The 15,627-nt window shown below is 69.5% G+C and carries 17 protein-coding genes; 12 read left to right on the forward strand and 5 right to left on the reverse strand.

The features are described from left to right. Positions 1-153: 153 nt before the first annotated feature. From rnpA to tam, 4 genes are all read left to right on the forward strand, one after another. Complete coding sequence (gene rnpA, locus K309_RS0110820; RefSeq protein WP_156914340.1) at positions 154-609, forward strand: ribonuclease P protein component; 456 nt, start codon at positions 154-156, stop codon at positions 607-609. A gap of 10 nt (positions 610-619) precedes the next feature. After that, entirely contained in the window at positions 620-928 is a 309-nt protein-coding gene (yidD, locus tag K309_RS0110825) for a membrane protein insertion efficiency factor YidD (protein WP_029046423.1), read from the forward strand. Between the two features lie 21 nt (positions 929-949). After that, entirely contained in the window at positions 950-2,620 is a 1,671-nt protein-coding gene (gene yidC / locus K309_RS0110830) for a membrane protein insertase YidC (protein WP_029046424.1), read from the forward strand. Between the two features lie 226 nt (positions 2,621-2,846). After that, complete coding sequence (tam, locus tag K309_RS0110835) at positions 2,847-3,617, forward strand: trans-aconitate 2-methyltransferase (protein ID WP_029046425.1); 771 nt, start codon at positions 2,847-2,849, stop codon at positions 3,615-3,617. Positions 3,618-3,642: 25 nt separating this feature from the next. Here tam and K309_RS0110840 read toward each other — a convergent pair whose 3' ends face one another. Both K309_RS0110840 and K309_RS0110845 read right to left on the reverse strand, forming a co-directional pair. Next, on the reverse strand, positions 3,643-4,029 hold the full coding sequence (locus K309_RS0110840; protein ID WP_029046426.1) for a VOC family protein: 387 nt from the start codon (positions 4,027-4,029) through the stop codon (positions 3,643-3,645). A gap of 25 nt (positions 4,030-4,054) precedes the next feature. Continuing rightward, positions 4,055-4,492 carry a PaaI family thioesterase gene (locus K309_RS0110845; protein WP_029046427.1) on the reverse strand — a complete coding sequence of 146 codons (438 nt, stop codon included), beginning with the start codon at positions 4,490-4,492 and terminating at the stop codon, positions 4,055-4,057. Positions 4,493-4,670: 178 nt separating this feature from the next. On the opposite strand from K309_RS0110845, the gene K309_RS0110850 reads away from it, so the two are divergent. The 6 genes from K309_RS0110850 (at position 4,671) to K309_RS0110875 (ending at position 9,847) form a co-directional block, all read left to right on the forward strand. After that, a complete protein-coding gene (locus K309_RS0110850; protein ID WP_035877249.1) occupies positions 4,671-5,501 on the forward strand; it encodes a CHAD domain-containing protein in 831 nt (276 codons plus the stop codon). A 99-nt stretch (positions 5,502-5,600) separates the two neighbouring features. Beyond that, on the forward strand, positions 5,601-7,028 hold the full coding sequence (gene mnmE, locus K309_RS0110855; RefSeq protein ID WP_029046429.1) for a tRNA uridine-5-carboxymethylaminomethyl(34) synthesis GTPase MnmE: 1,428 nt from the start codon (positions 5,601-5,603) through the stop codon (positions 7,026-7,028). A 37-nt stretch (positions 7,029-7,065) separates the two neighbouring features. Next, positions 7,066-8,310 carry a glycosyltransferase gene (locus K309_RS0110860; protein ID WP_029046430.1) on the forward strand — a complete coding sequence of 415 codons (1,245 nt, stop codon included), beginning with the start codon at positions 7,066-7,068 and terminating at the stop codon, positions 8,308-8,310. A 42-nt stretch (positions 8,311-8,352) separates the two neighbouring features. After that, positions 8,353-8,928, forward strand: a complete 576-nt coding sequence (locus tag K309_RS0110865; RefSeq protein WP_029046431.1) for an OB-fold putative lipoprotein — start codon at positions 8,353-8,355, stop codon at positions 8,926-8,928. A gap of 27 nt (positions 8,929-8,955) precedes the next feature. Further along, positions 8,956-9,156 carry a hypothetical protein gene (locus K309_RS0110870; protein ID WP_029046432.1) on the forward strand — a complete coding sequence of 67 codons (201 nt, stop codon included), beginning with the start codon at positions 8,956-8,958 and terminating at the stop codon, positions 9,154-9,156. Positions 9,157-9,292: 136 nt separating this feature from the next. Next, positions 9,293-9,847 (forward strand): Sbal_3080 family lipoprotein, encoded by a 555-nt coding sequence (locus tag K309_RS0110875; RefSeq protein ID WP_029046433.1) that lies wholly within the window; start codon positions 9,293-9,295, stop codon positions 9,845-9,847. A 42-nt stretch (positions 9,848-9,889) separates the two neighbouring features. On the opposite strand, the gene K309_RS0110880 is transcribed toward K309_RS0110875, so the two are convergent. The 3 genes from K309_RS0110880 to K309_RS0110890 all read right to left on the reverse strand — a co-directional run bounded on the left by K309_RS0110880 (position 9,890) and on the right by K309_RS0110890 (position 13,172). Beyond that, a complete protein-coding gene (locus tag K309_RS0110880) occupies positions 9,890-10,861 on the reverse strand; it encodes a M14 family metallopeptidase (protein WP_029046434.1) in 972 nt (323 codons plus the stop codon). A gap of 261 nt (positions 10,862-11,122) precedes the next feature. Then, entirely contained in the window at positions 11,123-12,094 is a 972-nt protein-coding gene (locus K309_RS0110885; protein WP_029046435.1) for a Bug family tripartite tricarboxylate transporter substrate binding protein, read from the reverse strand. A gap of 124 nt (positions 12,095-12,218) precedes the next feature. Continuing rightward, complete coding sequence (locus tag K309_RS0110890) at positions 12,219-13,172, reverse strand: LysR family transcriptional regulator (protein WP_029046436.1); 954 nt, start codon at positions 13,170-13,172, stop codon at positions 12,219-12,221. Between the two features lie 164 nt (positions 13,173-13,336). On the opposite strand from K309_RS0110890, the gene K309_RS0110895 reads away from it, so the two are divergent. Together K309_RS0110895 and K309_RS0110900 are read left to right on the forward strand one after the other, a co-directional pair. Next, positions 13,337-13,951, forward strand: a complete 615-nt coding sequence (locus tag K309_RS0110895; protein ID WP_029046437.1) for a hypothetical protein — start codon at positions 13,337-13,339, stop codon at positions 13,949-13,951. Positions 13,952-13,959: 8 nt separating this feature from the next. Further along, positions 13,960-15,555 carry a GMC family oxidoreductase gene (locus K309_RS0110900; protein WP_029046438.1) on the forward strand — a complete coding sequence of 532 codons (1,596 nt, stop codon included), beginning with the start codon at positions 13,960-13,962 and terminating at the stop codon, positions 15,553-15,555. The last annotated feature ends 72 nt before the right edge of the window (positions 15,556-15,627 follow it).

Genomic DNA, 15,627 nt, shown 5'->3' on the forward strand with positions numbered 1-15,627 from the left:
CCGGGCAACCGGCCTGACGGCGCCACCGGCGCCGTCGATGCCTCTTGCCTCGGGTCCAGGGCGGCCTGCGCAGTTTGCGCCGCGCAGTTTGCACCGGGTTGCCGCCGGGTCCAGCTAGTCAGTCAGCAGTATCTCTCGCCAGCCTTGCCCAGCGTGTCAGCCCATGCCTTCCCCAAAGCCGCGAGGCTAACAAAGACGGATGAGTTTTCATCCGTTTTTGCTTTGCGGCCCCGGCGTCGCAGCACGCATTTCGTGCTGTACGTGCGCGCCAACGGCCAGGCCGAAGCCCGGCTGGGCGTGGTCGTGGGCAAGAAGTTCGCGCCGCGCGCCGCCGAGCGCAACCTGGTGAAGCGGATGGCGCGCGAGCTGTTCCGCCAGCGCCGCGAGCAGTTGTCGGGGCGTGACGTGCTGTTGCGCCTGCAGGCAAAATTCCCGCGGGCGGAATTTGCCACGCGCACGGCGGTCCGACAGGCGTGCGCGGCGGAAATCGCCAGCCTGCTGGAGGTGGCGGCCAGGCCGCTGCCGCCGCCGCCCGCTGCCAACCCTGCACCGCCCGCCCCACCGCCGGCTTCTGCCCCGCAGAGCCAGCCACCGGGCCTTCCGGCCTGACGGTCTCACCATGAAGCGAATCCTGCTAGCCCTGCTGCGTATCTACAAGATCGCCCTGAGTCCTTACCTGGGCTCGCAGTGCCGCTTCCTGCCGACCTGTTCCGACTACGCCCGCGACGCGATCGTCCATCACGGCGCCGCGCGCGGCAGCTGGATGGCGGCCTGCCGGCTGTGCCGTTGCCATCCTTTCGCACAAGGCGGGTATGATCCCGTGCCGGGCACGGAAACCGACACAGCCAGGGCGGACTCCGCCTCGGGCCGTTCCGTCCATGCCGCGGCGGGCCATGCGCCTGCCGCAATCCGTCTGCCCAGACCCTGATTTCTCCGACCACAGCCAGACATGGATATCAAACGCACCATCCTCTGGGTCATCTTCTCGATGTCCCTCGTGCTGCTCTACGACAACTGGCAACGCTCCCAAGGCCACGCGTCGATGTTCTTCCCGAGCGCGACGCAGCAGCAGGCCGCTTCGGCGCCGGCCGCCAGCGGCGCGGCCGCGCAGGGCGACGTGCCCAAGGCCAACGTCCAGCCGGGCGCAGCGGCTCCGGCCGCCGGCGCTGCGCCGCAGACCGCCGCCCAGCCCGCCGGCGAGAAGATCGTGGTGACCACCGACACGGTGCGCGCCGAGATCGACACCGCCGGTGGCATCGTGTCGCGCCTGGAACTGCTCAAGGAGCACGAGAAGGACGGCAAGCCGGTGGTGCTGTTCGAGCGTGACAACGTGCGCACCTACATGGCGCGCTCGGGCCTGATCGGCGGCGACCTGCCCAACCACACCACGGTGTTCACCGCCGCGCCGGGCCCGCGCAACCTGGATGGCGCCGAGCAACTGGAAGTGGTGCTGACCGGCGACAAGAACGGCGTAAAGCTGGTGAAGACTTACATCTTCCGCAAGGGCAGCTATGTGGTCGACACCAAGTTCGATGTGACCAACGCGGGTACCGCGCCGGTGTCGCCGACGCTGTACCTGGAGCTGGCGCGTGACGGCACCAAGGTGGAGCAGTCGCAGTTCTACAGCACCTTCACCGGCCCGGCGGTCTACACCGACGCCGACAAGTACCACAAGATCGACTTCGAAGACATCGCCAAGGGCAAGGCCACCGTGCCGGCCGCCGCCAACAACGGCTGGGTGGCGATGGTGCAGCACTACTTTGCCTCGGCCTGGATCCCGCAGACCGGCAAGGAGCACAGCTTCTACGTCCAGCAGATCGATCCGAACCTGTACCGCGTGGGCATCCAGCAGCCGCTGGGCGAAGTGGCCCCGGGCGCCACGGTGAGCACCGATGCACGCCTGTTCGCCGGTCCGCAGGAAGAGCACATGCTCGAGAAGGTTGCCCCGGGCCTGGAGCTGGTGAAGGACTACGGCTGGCTGACCATCCTGGCCAAGCCGCTGTTCTGGCTGCTGGAGAAGCTGCACGCCTTCCTGGGCAACTGGGGCTGGTCGATCATCGCGCTGACGGTGCTGATCAAGCTGGTGTTCTTCCCGTTGTCGGCGGCGAGCTACAAGTCCATGGGCAAGATGAAGGACCTGCAGCCGCGCATGACCGCGATCCGCGAGCGTTACAAGAACGACCCGCAGAAGATGAACCAGGAGATGATGGGGCTGTACAAGACCGAGAAGGTCAACCCGCTCGGCGGCTGCCTGCCGATCGTGATCCAGATCCCGGTATTTATCGCGCTGTACTGGGTGCTGCTGTCGTCGGTTGAGATGCGCGGTGCGCCGTGGCTGGGCTGGATCAAGGACCTGTCGGTGCCGGATCCGTTCTACATCCTGCCGATCGTGATGGCCGTGTCGATGTTCCTGCAGACCAAGCTGAACCCGACGCCGCCGGATCCGGTGCAGGCCAAGGTCATGACGATCATGCCGCTGGTGTTCTCGGTGATGTTCTTCTTCTTCCCGGCCGGCCTGGTGCTGTACTGGGTGGTGAACAACATCCTGTCGATCGCGCAGCAGTGGCAGATCAACCGGATGCTTGGCAAGGGCAAGACGGCGGTTGTGGCCAAGAGCTGATTGCCCGATCGCAACAAATCGATGCAGTCACCATGAAGCCCGGCAGTGATGCCGGGCTTTTTGTTTGGTCGATCGCCGATGGAGCTGGACTGTCGCGCGGTTTGCTCCCCTCTCCCATGAAGTGGGAGAGGGGAGCCTTGTTCCCGCGGTGACGGCTGCGGCTGGCCTCTGCTGGCTGCGGCAGGCGTATGCTACTGGCCTGCGCCTCAATGCCTGGAGACCCACCATGAGCTGGTCCGCCCGCCAATACGTTGCCTTCGAAGACGAACGCACCCGTCCCGTCCGCGACCTCGTCGCCGCCATTCCCAACGAGATCGTGCGCAACGCGGTGGATATCGGCTGCGGCCCGGGCAACTCCACGGAGGTATTGCTGGCGCGGTACGCGGGCGCATCGATCACCGGCCTGGACAGCTCCGACGACATGGTCGACGCCGCGCGCAAGCGCCTGCCTGATGTGCAGTTCCGCGTGGCCGACATCGGCGCCTGGGACGATCCCGGCCCGTACGACGTGATCCTGGCCAACGCCGTGCTGCAATGGCTGCCCGACCATGCCACCCTGTTTCCCAAACTCGTTTCCAAGCTTTCGGAAGGCGGCACGCTGGCCGTGCAGATGCCTGACAACCTGGAAGAACCCGCGCACCGGCTGATGCGGCAGGTGGCGGCGGAAAGCCCGTGGGCGGAGCAGCTGGCCAGCGCCAGCAAGGCGCGCGCCGAGCGTTCACCGGCGCAGTGGTACTACCAACTGCTGCGCCCGCTGTGCCGGCGCGTGGATGTGTGGCTGACCACCTACCACCATCCGCTGGCCGGCGGCGCGGCGGCGGTGGTGGAGTGGTTCAAGGGCAGCGGACTGCGGCCTTTCCTGCAGCCGCTGGACGAGGCCGGGCGCGTGGCGTACCTGGCGCGCTACGAAAGCGAGATCGCGAAGGCGTATCCCGCGCTGCCCGACAAGTCGGTGCTGCTGCCGTTCCCGCGGCTGTTTATCGTGGCGACGCGCTGAAGCGCCGCCTTCCGGATCTGCCGGATCAGGCCGGCTTGTGGCACACCGCTTCGATGTTGTGCCCGTCCGGGTCCAGCACGAAGGCGCCGTAGTAATCAGGGTGGTAATGCGCCCGGACACCCGGCGCGCCATTGTCCCGGCCACCCGCCTCGATCGCGGCGCGGTAGAAGTTGTCCACTAGCTCGCGGCTGTCCACGCGGAAGGCCACGTGGACCGGCGGCCGGTTGGGCTCGCCGCGGTGGATCCAGAAATCCGGCTTGCCCGGTGGCCCGAAGCCTGCCACGTCGGTACTGCCCGTGACGCTGGCCGGAAATTCCTTGACGAGGCCGTAGCCGATGGCGCCGAGCGCGGCCAGGTAGAACGCGCGGCTTTTGGCGTAGTCGCTGACGCTGGCGCCGGTATGGTCGATCATGCTTGGCTCCTTGCAGTGGGTTGGCTCAGGCCAGGTCCAGCACGCTCATGGTGGCGTTGTAGCGGCTCACCAGCACCGATTCGCCGTGCACGTCCGCAAACACATCCGCCTCGACCACGATGATCGAGCGGCCGGACTTGAGCACGTCGGCACGGCAGCGCAGCCGTTCGCTGCGCACGGCCCTGAGCAGGTTGATCTTGAATTCCGCGGTGACCACGTGCTGGCCCGCTTCGAGGATGGTGCTGGCCGCCGCGCCCGCGGTGTGGTCGGCCATGGTGGCCTGCACGCCGGCATGGACGATGCCGCCGTGCTGCAGGTGACGCGGCGTGATGGCCAGCGTCGATTCGCACCAGCCTGGCCCACAGTCCGCCAGCGAGATGCCGACGTCATTGACGAACGCGGCCTGGCGGAAGCCGGCCTCGATGGTGTCGCGCAGCAGGAGACGCTCCTGTTCAGTGGTCATGGCGGGTCCTCGGTCAGGTCACTGCATCACCAGGCGGTGTGCGCATTCCAGCGCGACGGCGGATCCCTGTCAACCGCGGCGGCGCCTGATGCGTCGCGCGGAAGCATTCGCGCGTGCCGTCGCCTACACTGGTGGCATCTGCGTCCCGCCTGCGCGCCTGCCCCGCATAAAGACTGCCATGACCGACGCCCAGCCGCCCGTGCTGCGCCGCAAGACGCACTCGGTCGTTGCTTTTGCCGCGCTGACACAGGCAAGTCTGGCGCGGATCGACACGTCTCTGCAGGATTTGTTGCACCGCGACGAAACGGAAGACCTGCACCAGCTGCGCGTAGCGGTGCGCCATGCGCGCGCGGTGCTGTGGGCGCTCGGGCCTGCGCTGCCCCGGCTGGAACGCGAGCGCTGGAAGCGCGAGCTGCGCACACTGGCGCGAGCGACCAGCGAGGTGCGCGACTGGGACGTCTTCCTGGCCGAGACCGTCGCCCCCGCACGCAAGAAAGCCCCCGAAGATCCGGTGCTGGCCGCCGTGGCCGACACGGCGGCCAAGCGGCGCAACACGGCTCGCGCGGCCATGCTGGCGGCACTGGTCACCTATCGCGACGGACAGTTGCCTGTCGTGCAACGCGATCTCGCCCACCTGGGCCACCTTGCGGAAAAGGTCGCCGCCCAAGGCAAGACCGGGCGGCGCGACCGCCTCGGCCCGTTCGCGCGGCGGCGCGTGCGCCGCGGCCGCAAGCGGCTGCGCGCGATGAAGCGGGCCGCCCGGGGCGGCGACCCGGGCGCGGTGCATGACCAGCGCATCGAGGGCAAGCGGCTGCGCTATACGATCGAGGCGCTGGCACCGGTGTTGCCGTCACGCTATACCAAGCGGCTGCAACGCAAGCTGGTCAGGCAGCAGACGCGGCTGGGAGACTTTGTCGATGCCATGGTCGCGCGCCGGCTGATGCGCGAATGCCTGGACGTGCCTGAGCTGCCCGACGACGTGCCACCGCCACCGCCCGGCGCGAGCTGACGCCCCGCCGGAGATGGCGGCCGACTTGCCGCGCCGTGTGGCGCCCCGCGAGTGCAAGCCGCGCCACGCCAACTGCAATCGATCTGCGACAATACCGCCATGACTGCTCCCCAGGTTCCCATTGCCGCCATCGCCACCGCGCCCGGACGCGGCGGCATCGGCGTGGTGCGCGTGTCGGGCCCCGATGTCGGCTCCGTCATGCGCGCCGTCTGCGGCCAGGCACTGAAGCCACGCCATGCCACGTACCTGCCGTTCCTTGACGGCCAGGGCAAGGTCATCGACCACGGCCTCGCGCTGTACTTTCCCGCGCCCAATTCGTACACCGGCGAAGAGGTTCTGGAACTGCAGGGCCACGGCGGCCCGGTGGTGATGCAGATGCTGCTGACGCGCTGCCTGCAGTCCGGCGACGGCATCGGACTGCGCCTGGCCGAGCCGGGCGAGTTCACGCGCCGCGCCTTCCTCAACGACAAGCTCGACCTGGCGCAGGCCGAGGCGGTGGCCGACCTGATCGAAGCCAGCACCGAAGCCGCGGCACGCTCGGCGGCGCGCTCGATGGAAGGCGAGTTTTCCAATGCGATCCGCAAGCTTGTGGATAAGGTCATCCACCTGCGCATGCTGGTCGAAGCCACGCTGGATTTCCCCGAGGAAGAGATCGATTTCCTGGAGCAGTCCGACGCGCGCGGCCAGCTTGCCACCATCCGCAATGAACTGGGCGGCGTGCTGGCGCAGGCGCGGCAGGGCGCGCTGCTGCGCGAAGGCCTGTCGGTGGTGCTGGCGGGCCAGCCCAACGTGGGCAAGTCCTCGCTGCTCAACGCCCTGGCCGGCGCCGAACTCGCCATCGTCACGCCGATCGCCGGCACCACGCGCGACCGCGTGCGCGAGACCATCCAGATCGACGGCATCCCGCTGCATATCATCGACACCGCCGGCCTGCGCGAGAACGCCACCGATGAAGTCGAGCGCATCGGCATCGAGCGCACCTGGGACGCGATCCGCCGCGCCGACGTCGTGCTGCACCTGGTCGACGCCACCGACTACCTGCGCCACGGCCTGTCCGAGATCGACGACGCCATCGACGACCAGCTCAGCGGGCATCTGCCACCGGGCTCGCCGATCGTGCGCGTGGTCAACAAGATCGACAAGGCGCCGGCCGTGGGCGACACGATGTTCGGCGGCAACCGTCCGCACGTGGTCGCCGCGAACGGGCCCAACCCGACCGAGATCTGGATCTCGGCGCGCACCGGCGCCGGCATCGAATTGCTGCGGCGGGAATTGTTGCGGCTGGTGGGCTGGCAATCCGGCAATGAAGGCACCTTCCTCGCGCGTGAGCGGCACCTGACGGCGCTGCGGCAGGCGCAGTCGCATTTGGATGTGGCCGCCGAGCAGAGCGAGCGCCAGGCGCAGGCGCTTGACCTGTTTGCGGAAGAGCTGCGGCTGGCGCAGGAGCACCTGAACAGCATTACCGGCGAGTTCACCAGTGATGATCTGCTGGGGACGATCTTTACGCGGTTCTGTATCGGGAAGTGAGGCGGTCGCAACCGGAACGCGCCCACCTTCTTCTCCCATGCGCCTCATCCTCATCACCTTCGGCACCCAGGGCGACTGCCGCCCCATCGTAGCCCTCGGCCTGGGCCTGCGCGACGCCGGGCATGACGTGCTGATGCTCGGCGAACGCTCCGCGGCACCGCTGGCCGCCGGGCATGGCCTGCCGTTCGCGCCGATGGCCGGCGATATCCAGCAAACCTTGCAGCCCGGCGGTGCCTTGCACAAGCTGATGACCGAAGGCGGCAACGTGGCCGAGGCCACGCGCGCGTTCGGCAAGATTGCCGAGGACAACACCGAGGCCTGGATGGCGCAGCTGGCCGATGCTGCACGCGATGCGGACGGGATCGTGTTCTCGGGGCTGACGGCTTACGTGGCGTTGTCGGTGGGCGAGCAGTTGGGCAAGCCGGTGGTGGGCGCGGGCATGTTCCCGATCTCGCCGACGCGCGAATTCCCGTCCGCCTTGCTGCCGCCGTTGCGCCTGCCCGGGTGGGCCAACCGTGCCAGCCATGCGGTGATCAACTTCGTGCTGTGGCGCATGTTCCGCAACGCCACCAACGCGGCGCGCGCGAAGCTGTTCGGCGTGCCGCCGCGCAGGGCGATGTGGCCCGAATTCCCGTCGCTGTACGCGATCTCGCCGCACCTGGTGCCGCGTCCGCGCGACTGGCATGCCGACTGGCTGGTGACCGGCGCGTGGACCATGCCGCCACAGCCGGACTGGCAGCCCGACGCACCGCTGCGAGACTTCCTGGAGGCCGGCGAGCCGCCGCTGTATATCGGCTTCGGCAGCATGGCGGGCTTTGACCGGCGGAAGGTGGCCGATGCCATGCTGCAGGCCGTGGACGGCCGCCGTGCGCTGTTCTATCCGGGCTGGTCCGGCATCGATGTGTCCGCGCTGCCGCCAAATTTCCACGTCATCGGCGCCACGCCGCATGACTGGCTGCTGCCGCACGTGGCGGCGGCCATCCACCACGGCGGCGCGGGTACCACGCATGCGGTGGCCGCGGCGGGGGTGCCGTCGATCGTGCTGCCGTTCGCGGGCGACCAGTTCTTCTGGGCGGGCCGGCTGGCCGCGCTGGGCGTGGCGCCGCCGCATGTCGCCGGGCACAAGATCGACGCGGCGCGGCTGGCGTCGATGATCGCCTTTGCCGAGCGTGCCGAGACACGCGAGCAAGCCGCCACGCTGGGCCGCGCCATGGCCGCCGAGCGCGGCGTGGATCACGCGGTGGTGGCCATCGAACGCTTCTGCGCCCGGCGTGGCGCATAATCGCGCTTTCGTCTTTCGCATGCCCCCAGGCAGGACCCTTCGATGTTGAACCGTACCCAGCAGATCCTCATTGCCATCGTCGCCGTGGCCGTCCTTGGCATGTTGTGGCTTGCCGGCAATGACCGGCATGACGATGCCGCCATCGCGCCCGCCGGTTCGGGCGAGCAGGCCGCCGCCAGCGCGGTGCCGGCCAGCGACGTGCGCGGCGTGCCGCGCGACGGCACGCTCGACCCGGTCAGCATCGACCCGCAGCGGCCCGCCGACCGCCTGCCGCAATACCAGGCCAGCGCCATCCTGGACGACTACCGCAACGATTCCAGGGCCGCGGATGCGCGCTACCTCGACCACTATGTGATCGTCGAAGGCGTCGCCAGCGGCGTGCGCCGCGAGGGCGAGCAAGTGTTTGTCGATATCCGCACCAACGATCCGGCCGCCAATGTGCGTGCCTTGCTGCTGCAGCGGCAGATCTGCGGCCCGGCGGGCCGGGTCTGCGAAGTGGAGGCCCGCGCGACCATGGTGCGGCGCGGCCAGAAGGTGGCGGTGGAATGCCACGGCGCGGGCGTGGCCGATGGCGTGCCGCTGCTGCGCGACTGCCTGCTGCGCGGCGGCGCCAACTGAGCGCGAGCCTGAACCGGAGAACCTGCGATGCAATCCGTGCTGTCCGTGCTTGCGCTCATCATCCTGGCGGCAACCGCCGCGGGCCTGGCTTCGCCGCGCTGGCTCAGCGAGACCCTGCTCGGCGGCAGGCCTGTGACGCGGCTGCAGGTCGCCGTGGTAGGCCTGTGCCTGGCGGCGTTCTGCCTGATCCTGGTGGGCCGGCTGGCGCAAGGCGGGGCGGGCGGCTGACTCGCCACGCCGCCACAGCAGCGCGCAATTTGCGTGTCTGTTCCGGCAATTGGCTGGCGCCGGCAGCGCCTACAGTGTGAAGGCACGCTGCCCGCATTGCGCGCCGGCTGCGGTGCTCAAGCCATCCAGGATTCCCATGAACAAAGCCCTGCTGGCCGCCAGCGTCGGTCTGCTGCTATGCGGCTGCTCGACCTATCAGGCCGTGACCCCGGTCGACCCGCTCGACCGCTCCGATCCCAATACCGCGTTCCAGGTGCCCGCCGGCGGCGGCCCGCGCGGCACCTATGGCGCCAACGGCATGCTGCTGTGCGTGGTGGTGAACCCGGTCAGCGGCAACAACTATGTCGACGCCTTCCGCGCTTCGCTGGAGCAGCGCAATTTCGAGGTGAAGATGCTGCAGGCCGAGGCGGCGTCGGTGCTGGCTTGCCCGATGGTGGCGTATTACACCGCGCGCAGCGCCTGGTTCTGGACGTCATACCTGGACAGTGTGGACATCACCGTCTTCCGCCAGGGCGACCGCGTCGGCAAGGCGATCTACAGCGCCAACCGCAGTGCGGGCGGACTCAACCTCAGCAACCTGGTGCAGCCCGCGTCCAAGCTGGACGAGCTGGTTGAACAGCTGTTCCCCGGCATGCTGCCGTCGCCGGCGCCGTCGGCCGGCACGTCGCAGGCATCGACGGCGGGGGCCTGATCAGGCGAGACCTAACCTTGCCACGCCCTCGGCAAACCCGGCTCAGCGCTCCAGCCGGCCCAGCCGCACCACGGTCACGCCGGGTCGCAGCTGGCGCAGCGAAGGCATTACCAGCACGCAGTCGGGGTAGGGCGTCACCACCGGCTCGCCGTCACGCCAGCCGATGACCGTGCCGGCGTCGGCAAAGGTCTCCAGGCCCGTATAGGGACCGGCGAAGCGGAAATCCATGCTGGCGGCGACCACCGGCTCGGTCACGCGTACCACCCGCTGCGTGGCGGGCAGCGGCTGCAGCCAGCCGGCGGGGAGGTCGGCGGCGTCGACCACGCCGGCGTGCAGCAGGAAGCGCGCGGTGCTGTCCTGCGCTACCGTCACGGCGGCGGGCTCCCAGTGCTGGCCGCATTCGATCAGCAGCGCATTGCGCGGGCTGGCGGGATCGCCGAAGCCGTCGTAGTCGCGCATGCGGCGGCCCTCCGGATGGCCTTCGTCGACGATCACGTCGGCCGGCGCGCCCAGCGCGCGCGACAGGGCGATGCCTTTGTCGAGCGGGCCCGAGACGATCAGCGGGCGGCTTTTCTCATGCATCGAATGCAGGTCGAGCAGCAGGTCGACGGTGTCGATCACCGGGCGCATGGCGCGCGCGCGGCGCAGCTCGGAGCAATCGCGGCTGGTGTCGTCCAGCGTGGCGTATGTCCATACGCGGTTGAAGTCCTGGTCGACGAAGCGCGAGGCGTCGGGCCTGGCCGGGTCGAAGCTGTGGTAGGCGTCGACGTTGGCGAAGGCCAGCGTCAGGCGGCCGCGGCGCGGGCGCAGGTTGTGGTCGAGCAGCGCCTTGACGGCGATGGCGCCGCAGACTTCGTTGCCGTGCGTGAGGGCGTTGACCATCACGTGCGGGCCGGGCTGGCCGCTGTCGAACGTGTACAGGTAGGGGATGCCGGTGTTGCCGGTGGCGTAGGGGCGGATGTCGGGGAAGGCGACGTCGACGGGGTAGGCGTCGAGGTGGGTGGGGTGGGTCATGGGAATCGGTGCTCTCAGGGGTGCCCGGTAGCTCGGTGGCTGGCGGGTCGCGATTTATTTTGAGGGGGGTAGTGGTACTGGCAGGCGCCGGCCCTCACCCCCGGCCCCTCTCCCGCACGCGGGAGAGGGGAGCAAACCGGCGGCGAGGGGCGACGCCTACAGGCCTTTTCATGCTGGCTGTGGTCTCCCCTCTCCCGCCTGCGGGAGAGGGGCGGGGGTGAGGGCCGGCGCTGGCAGAAGCGACCACGCCCGCGCTACCCCTCACTCACGAATCCCGGCCGCCTGCACGATCGTCCGGTAACGCCCGGTCTCGCGCTTGATGAAGCTGCCGAACCGGGAAGGATTGCCCGGCGTCACTTCCACACCCGCCTCGGCCAGCTTTTTCTTCACGTCCGGCATCGCCAGCACGGCCTGCATCTCGGTGTTGAGCCGCTCGACCACCGGCTTGGGCAGGTTGGCCGGGCCCATCAGGCCGAACCACACGCCCATGTCCACGCCCTTGAGCGCCGGCGTCTCGGCCAGCGCTGGCACGTTCGGCGCCACCGCGGCGCGCCTGGCGCCGGTCACGCCGTAGGCCTGCACGCGGCCCGCCTGGATATGCGGCAGCGCCGACGACAGCACCATCACCGCCAGGTCGATCTGGCCGCCGAGCAGGTCGGTGGCCATGGCCGATGCGCCCTTGTACGGCACGTGCGTGATATTGACGTTGCCCTGCTGCTTGATCAGCTCGCCGGCCAGGTTCAGCGGCGTGCCCACGCCCGACGACGCATACGACAGCTTGCCCGGCTGGGCCTTGGCCAGCGCGATCAGCTCGGCGGCGTTCTTCGCCGGCAGCCCGGGCTTGCCGACCAGCACCATCGGCTGGGTGCCGATGAAGGTCACCGGCGCCAGGTCCTTCTCGCCGTCGTAGCGCACTGCGGGATTGGTCAGGCGCGCGATCGACACCTCGCTGCCCGAGCCCATCAGCAGCGTGTAGCCGTCGGCCTCGGCCTTGACCACCTTGGACGCGCCGATGGTGCCGCCGGCGCCGCCCAGGTTCTCGATGACCACGCTCTGGCCGAGGCGCTTGCCCAGCTCCGGCGCGATGGTGCGGGCGACGAGGTCGACGCTGCCGCCGGCGGTATAGCCCACCACCAGCGTGATCGGCTTGGCGGGCCAGGTGCCGGCAAAGGCGCCGCCGGTGGCGGTGGCAAGGCAGAGTACGGCAGCGGCCGCGCGCAGGATGGTCTTCATGGTCTTGGCTCTGGGGGTCCCGGAATCGATGTTGTGACCCGATGTTAGTGAGCGCGGGTCCGGCCGGCATGCGGCTTTGGCAAGGGGGCTTGCCGATTCGGCAATGGTGGCGCAAGGGCCGCAACTAGCGCGGCGCCGTCACCGCCGCGCGCCAGAACGCCTCGGCCAGCGGCCGCATCGGCGCGCGCGGGCGGTACAGGCGGATATCGAGGGCGAGATCGCCGCCATCGTCGGCTCCCGCCGCAGTGGCGCCGATCGCACGCACCAGCCGGCCTGCGTGCAGGTCGTCGGCAATGAGCCGCGCAGGCAGCCATGCCAGGCCCATGCGCTGGCGCACCATTTCGTGCACCGACTCGGCAAAGTCGCTGACCGCGATCACCTCCAGCCGCGGCGCCAGCTTGCGGCGCGCGATCTCCTGGTTGACCATGCGCCCCAGCGTCAGGGTTTCGGCATAGGCGATCATCGGCACCGGCTTTTCCTTCGCCGCCTTGCCGGTGCGCAACCGGTGCAGCGGCCCGCCATGCGCGTCGGCGGCGCTGACGCAGACCAGCCGCTCCACGCCGGCCAGGTGGAACTGGTAGCGCGCGTCGTCCAGCATCACCGGCAGGTCGGGCGGGCTGTAGCACAGCAGGAAATCGGCATCGCCCTCGCCGAACATCGCCAGCGCGTCGTGCATGGGAAAGGTCGACAGCCGCGTGCGGAAGCCTGCCGCGGCGGGGTCGCCGCGCAGCGCTTCGCGCAGGCCGGACAGCCACGCCGGCACCATCGAGCGCGCCAGCGTCTTGCCGGTGGCGATGGTCACGGTGCTGGCGTCGGCCCGATGCGCGGCGCGCAGTGCCAGCCGCGTTTCATCCAGCGTGCGCAGCGCGCTCTGCGCGGCCTCCAGGAACTGGCGGCCCTCGGCGGTAAGGCGCACCGGGAACGCGCTGCGGTCGATCAGCGGGGCGCCGGCCCACACTTCCACGGCCTGCATGCGCCGGCCGAATGCGGGCGGGGTCACGTTGCGCAGCTCGGCGGCGCGCGCCAGGCTGCCGGCCTGCGCCAGGCAGACGAAGTCTTCGAGCCAGCGGATATGCATGGAAGGCGGGACGAGTAGCGTTGGTCTGCCCACATTATCGGCAAAACCAGCCGCCATCTTGCATGCCCGGCTGCGTCGGCTGGAATGTTTGCCGACCATACTAAAGGCAGCGTCAAGGCGGACTCGCCCCGCCCGGACCAGAACACCGACGCGCAGGAGGCCACATGTCCACGCATTCCCAAGGGGCGCCGCACCGGCGCGCGGATGCCGACGCCGGGGCGCTGCACGCGCTGTCGCGCCGCGGCTTCCTCAAAGTTGGACTCGGGTTCTCGGCCATGCTGGCGTGTACCGCGCTGGTGCCGTCGCTGTCTGGCTGCGGCGTGGCCGATGCCGCGCCGCAGGCCGGCATGGCCTGGCTGCGGCCCGACGACGTGGCCATGTTCCGCGCGCTGCTGCCGGCCGTCGTCACCGAACTCGCCGAGGCGCCGCCGCCGCGGCGCGAGGCCCTGGTGCAGGAAACGCTGCGCAATATCGACACCACCTGCGCGGCGATGAACGCGGGCGCGCGGGCCGAGCTGCGCAAGCTGTTCGGCCTGCTCGCCAGCACGCCGCTGCGCTGGGCGCTGGCCGGCATCGGCCAGCCCTGGGACGCCACCACGCCGGCGCAGGTACAGGCCTTCCTGGAGCGCTGGCGCGCCAGCCGGCTGGCCACGCTCAATGCCGGCGCCGTGGTGCTGGTCAAACTCGCCAGCGTGAGCTACTACGTGCTGCCTGCCGCCTGGGCGGGCAGCGGCTATCCCGGCCCCTATGCGCCCGTCTACAGGGCGCTGCACGCCTGAAACCCGACATGGCCATCGACAATCTCTACGACGCCGGCATCGCCGCCGGCTGGAAAGTGCTGGATGCCGCCACCATCACCGCCTCCCGCACGCTAGATGCCGACATTGCCATCGTCGGCAGCGGCGCGGGCGGCGGCATCAGCGCCGAAACACTGAGCCGCGCCGGGCTGCGCGTGGTGCTGCTGGAAGAGGGCGCGCTGCGCACCTCCGACAGCTTCCGCGACATGGACGAGAACCGCGCCTACCGCGAGCTGTACCAAGAGGCGGCGGCGCGCACCACCGCCGACGGCGCCATCGCCATCCTGCAGGGCCGTGCCGTCGGCGGCAGCACCACGGTGAACTGGTCATCCAGCTTCCGCACGCCGCCGCAGACGCTGGCGCACTGGGCCAGGCACCACGCCGTCAGCGGCCATGGCGAGGCCGACATGGCGCCATGGTTCGCGCAGGTGGAGGCGCGGCTGGGCATCGCGCCCTGGGCCATGGCGCCCAATCCCAACAACGACGTGCTGCGCCGCGGCTGCGAAAAACTGGGCTGGGAGTGGCACGTCATCCCGCGCAACGTAAAGGGCTGCTGGAACGCCGGCTATTGCGGCTTCGGCTGCCCCGTCAATGCCAAGCAGTCGATGCTGGTATCGACCATCCCGGCGGCGCTGGCGGCCGGCGCGACGCTGGTGCACCGGGTGCGGGTGCGCACGCTCGAACATGACGGGCAGCACGTGCAAGCGGTCATCGGCGAAGCGCTCGGTGCCGATGGCCGCACGCCCACCGGCGTGGGCGTGACCGTGCGCGCGCGGCACGTGGTCGTCGCCGGTGGCGCCATCAACTCGCCGGCGCTGCTGCTGCGCTCGCGCGTGCCGGACCCGCACGGGCGGCTCGGCGAGCGCACATTTATCCATCCGGTGAATATCAGCATCGCCGTTATGCCTGAGCGCATTGATCCTTATTATGGCGCGCCACAATCGGTGGCCTCCGACCACTTCCAGTGGGTGGACGGCGCCACCGGCCCGATGGGCTACAAGCTGGAGGTGCCGCCATTGTTCCCCGGCATCAGCGCCGGCGTGCTCAACGGCATGGGCGACGCGCTGCGGCGCGATATCGCGCAGCTGCCCAACACCAGCGCCATGCTGGCGCTGCTGCGCGACGGCTTCGTGCCGCAGAGCGAGGGCGGGCGCGTGCGGCTGGCCGCCGACGGCAGCCCGCTGCTCGACTACGAGATGAACGACTACGCCTGGGACGGCGTGCGCCGCGCATGGCTGAGCATGGCGCAGGCGCAGTTCGCCGCGGGCGCGGTCAAGGTGCGGCCGGCCCACCTGGACGCCACCGACTACCGCAGCTGGCCCGAAGCGCGCGACGCGATTGCCAAGCTGCCGCTCAAGCCGTTCCGCACGGCGCTGTTCACCGTGCACCTGATGGGCGGCTGCGGCATGAGCGACGATCCCCGCCGCGGCGTAGTCGACAGCCATGGGCGCCACCACCAGCTGGAGAACCTGTCGGTGTTTGACGGCTCGGTCTTTCCGACCAGCGTGGGGGCCAATCCGCAGTTGTCGGTGTTCGCGCTGACGGCACAGAATGCGGAGACGCTGGCCCGGCATCTCACGGCATGACGAACCGGCACGGCTGCGATGCGGGCGAAAAAAAACCAGTGACACCCGCCACTGGTTTCTTCGCTTGAACCG

This window comes from Cupriavidus phytohabitans, assembly GCF_000426345.1.
Lineage (GTDB): Bacteria > Pseudomonadota > Gammaproteobacteria > Burkholderiales > Burkholderiaceae > Cupriavidus.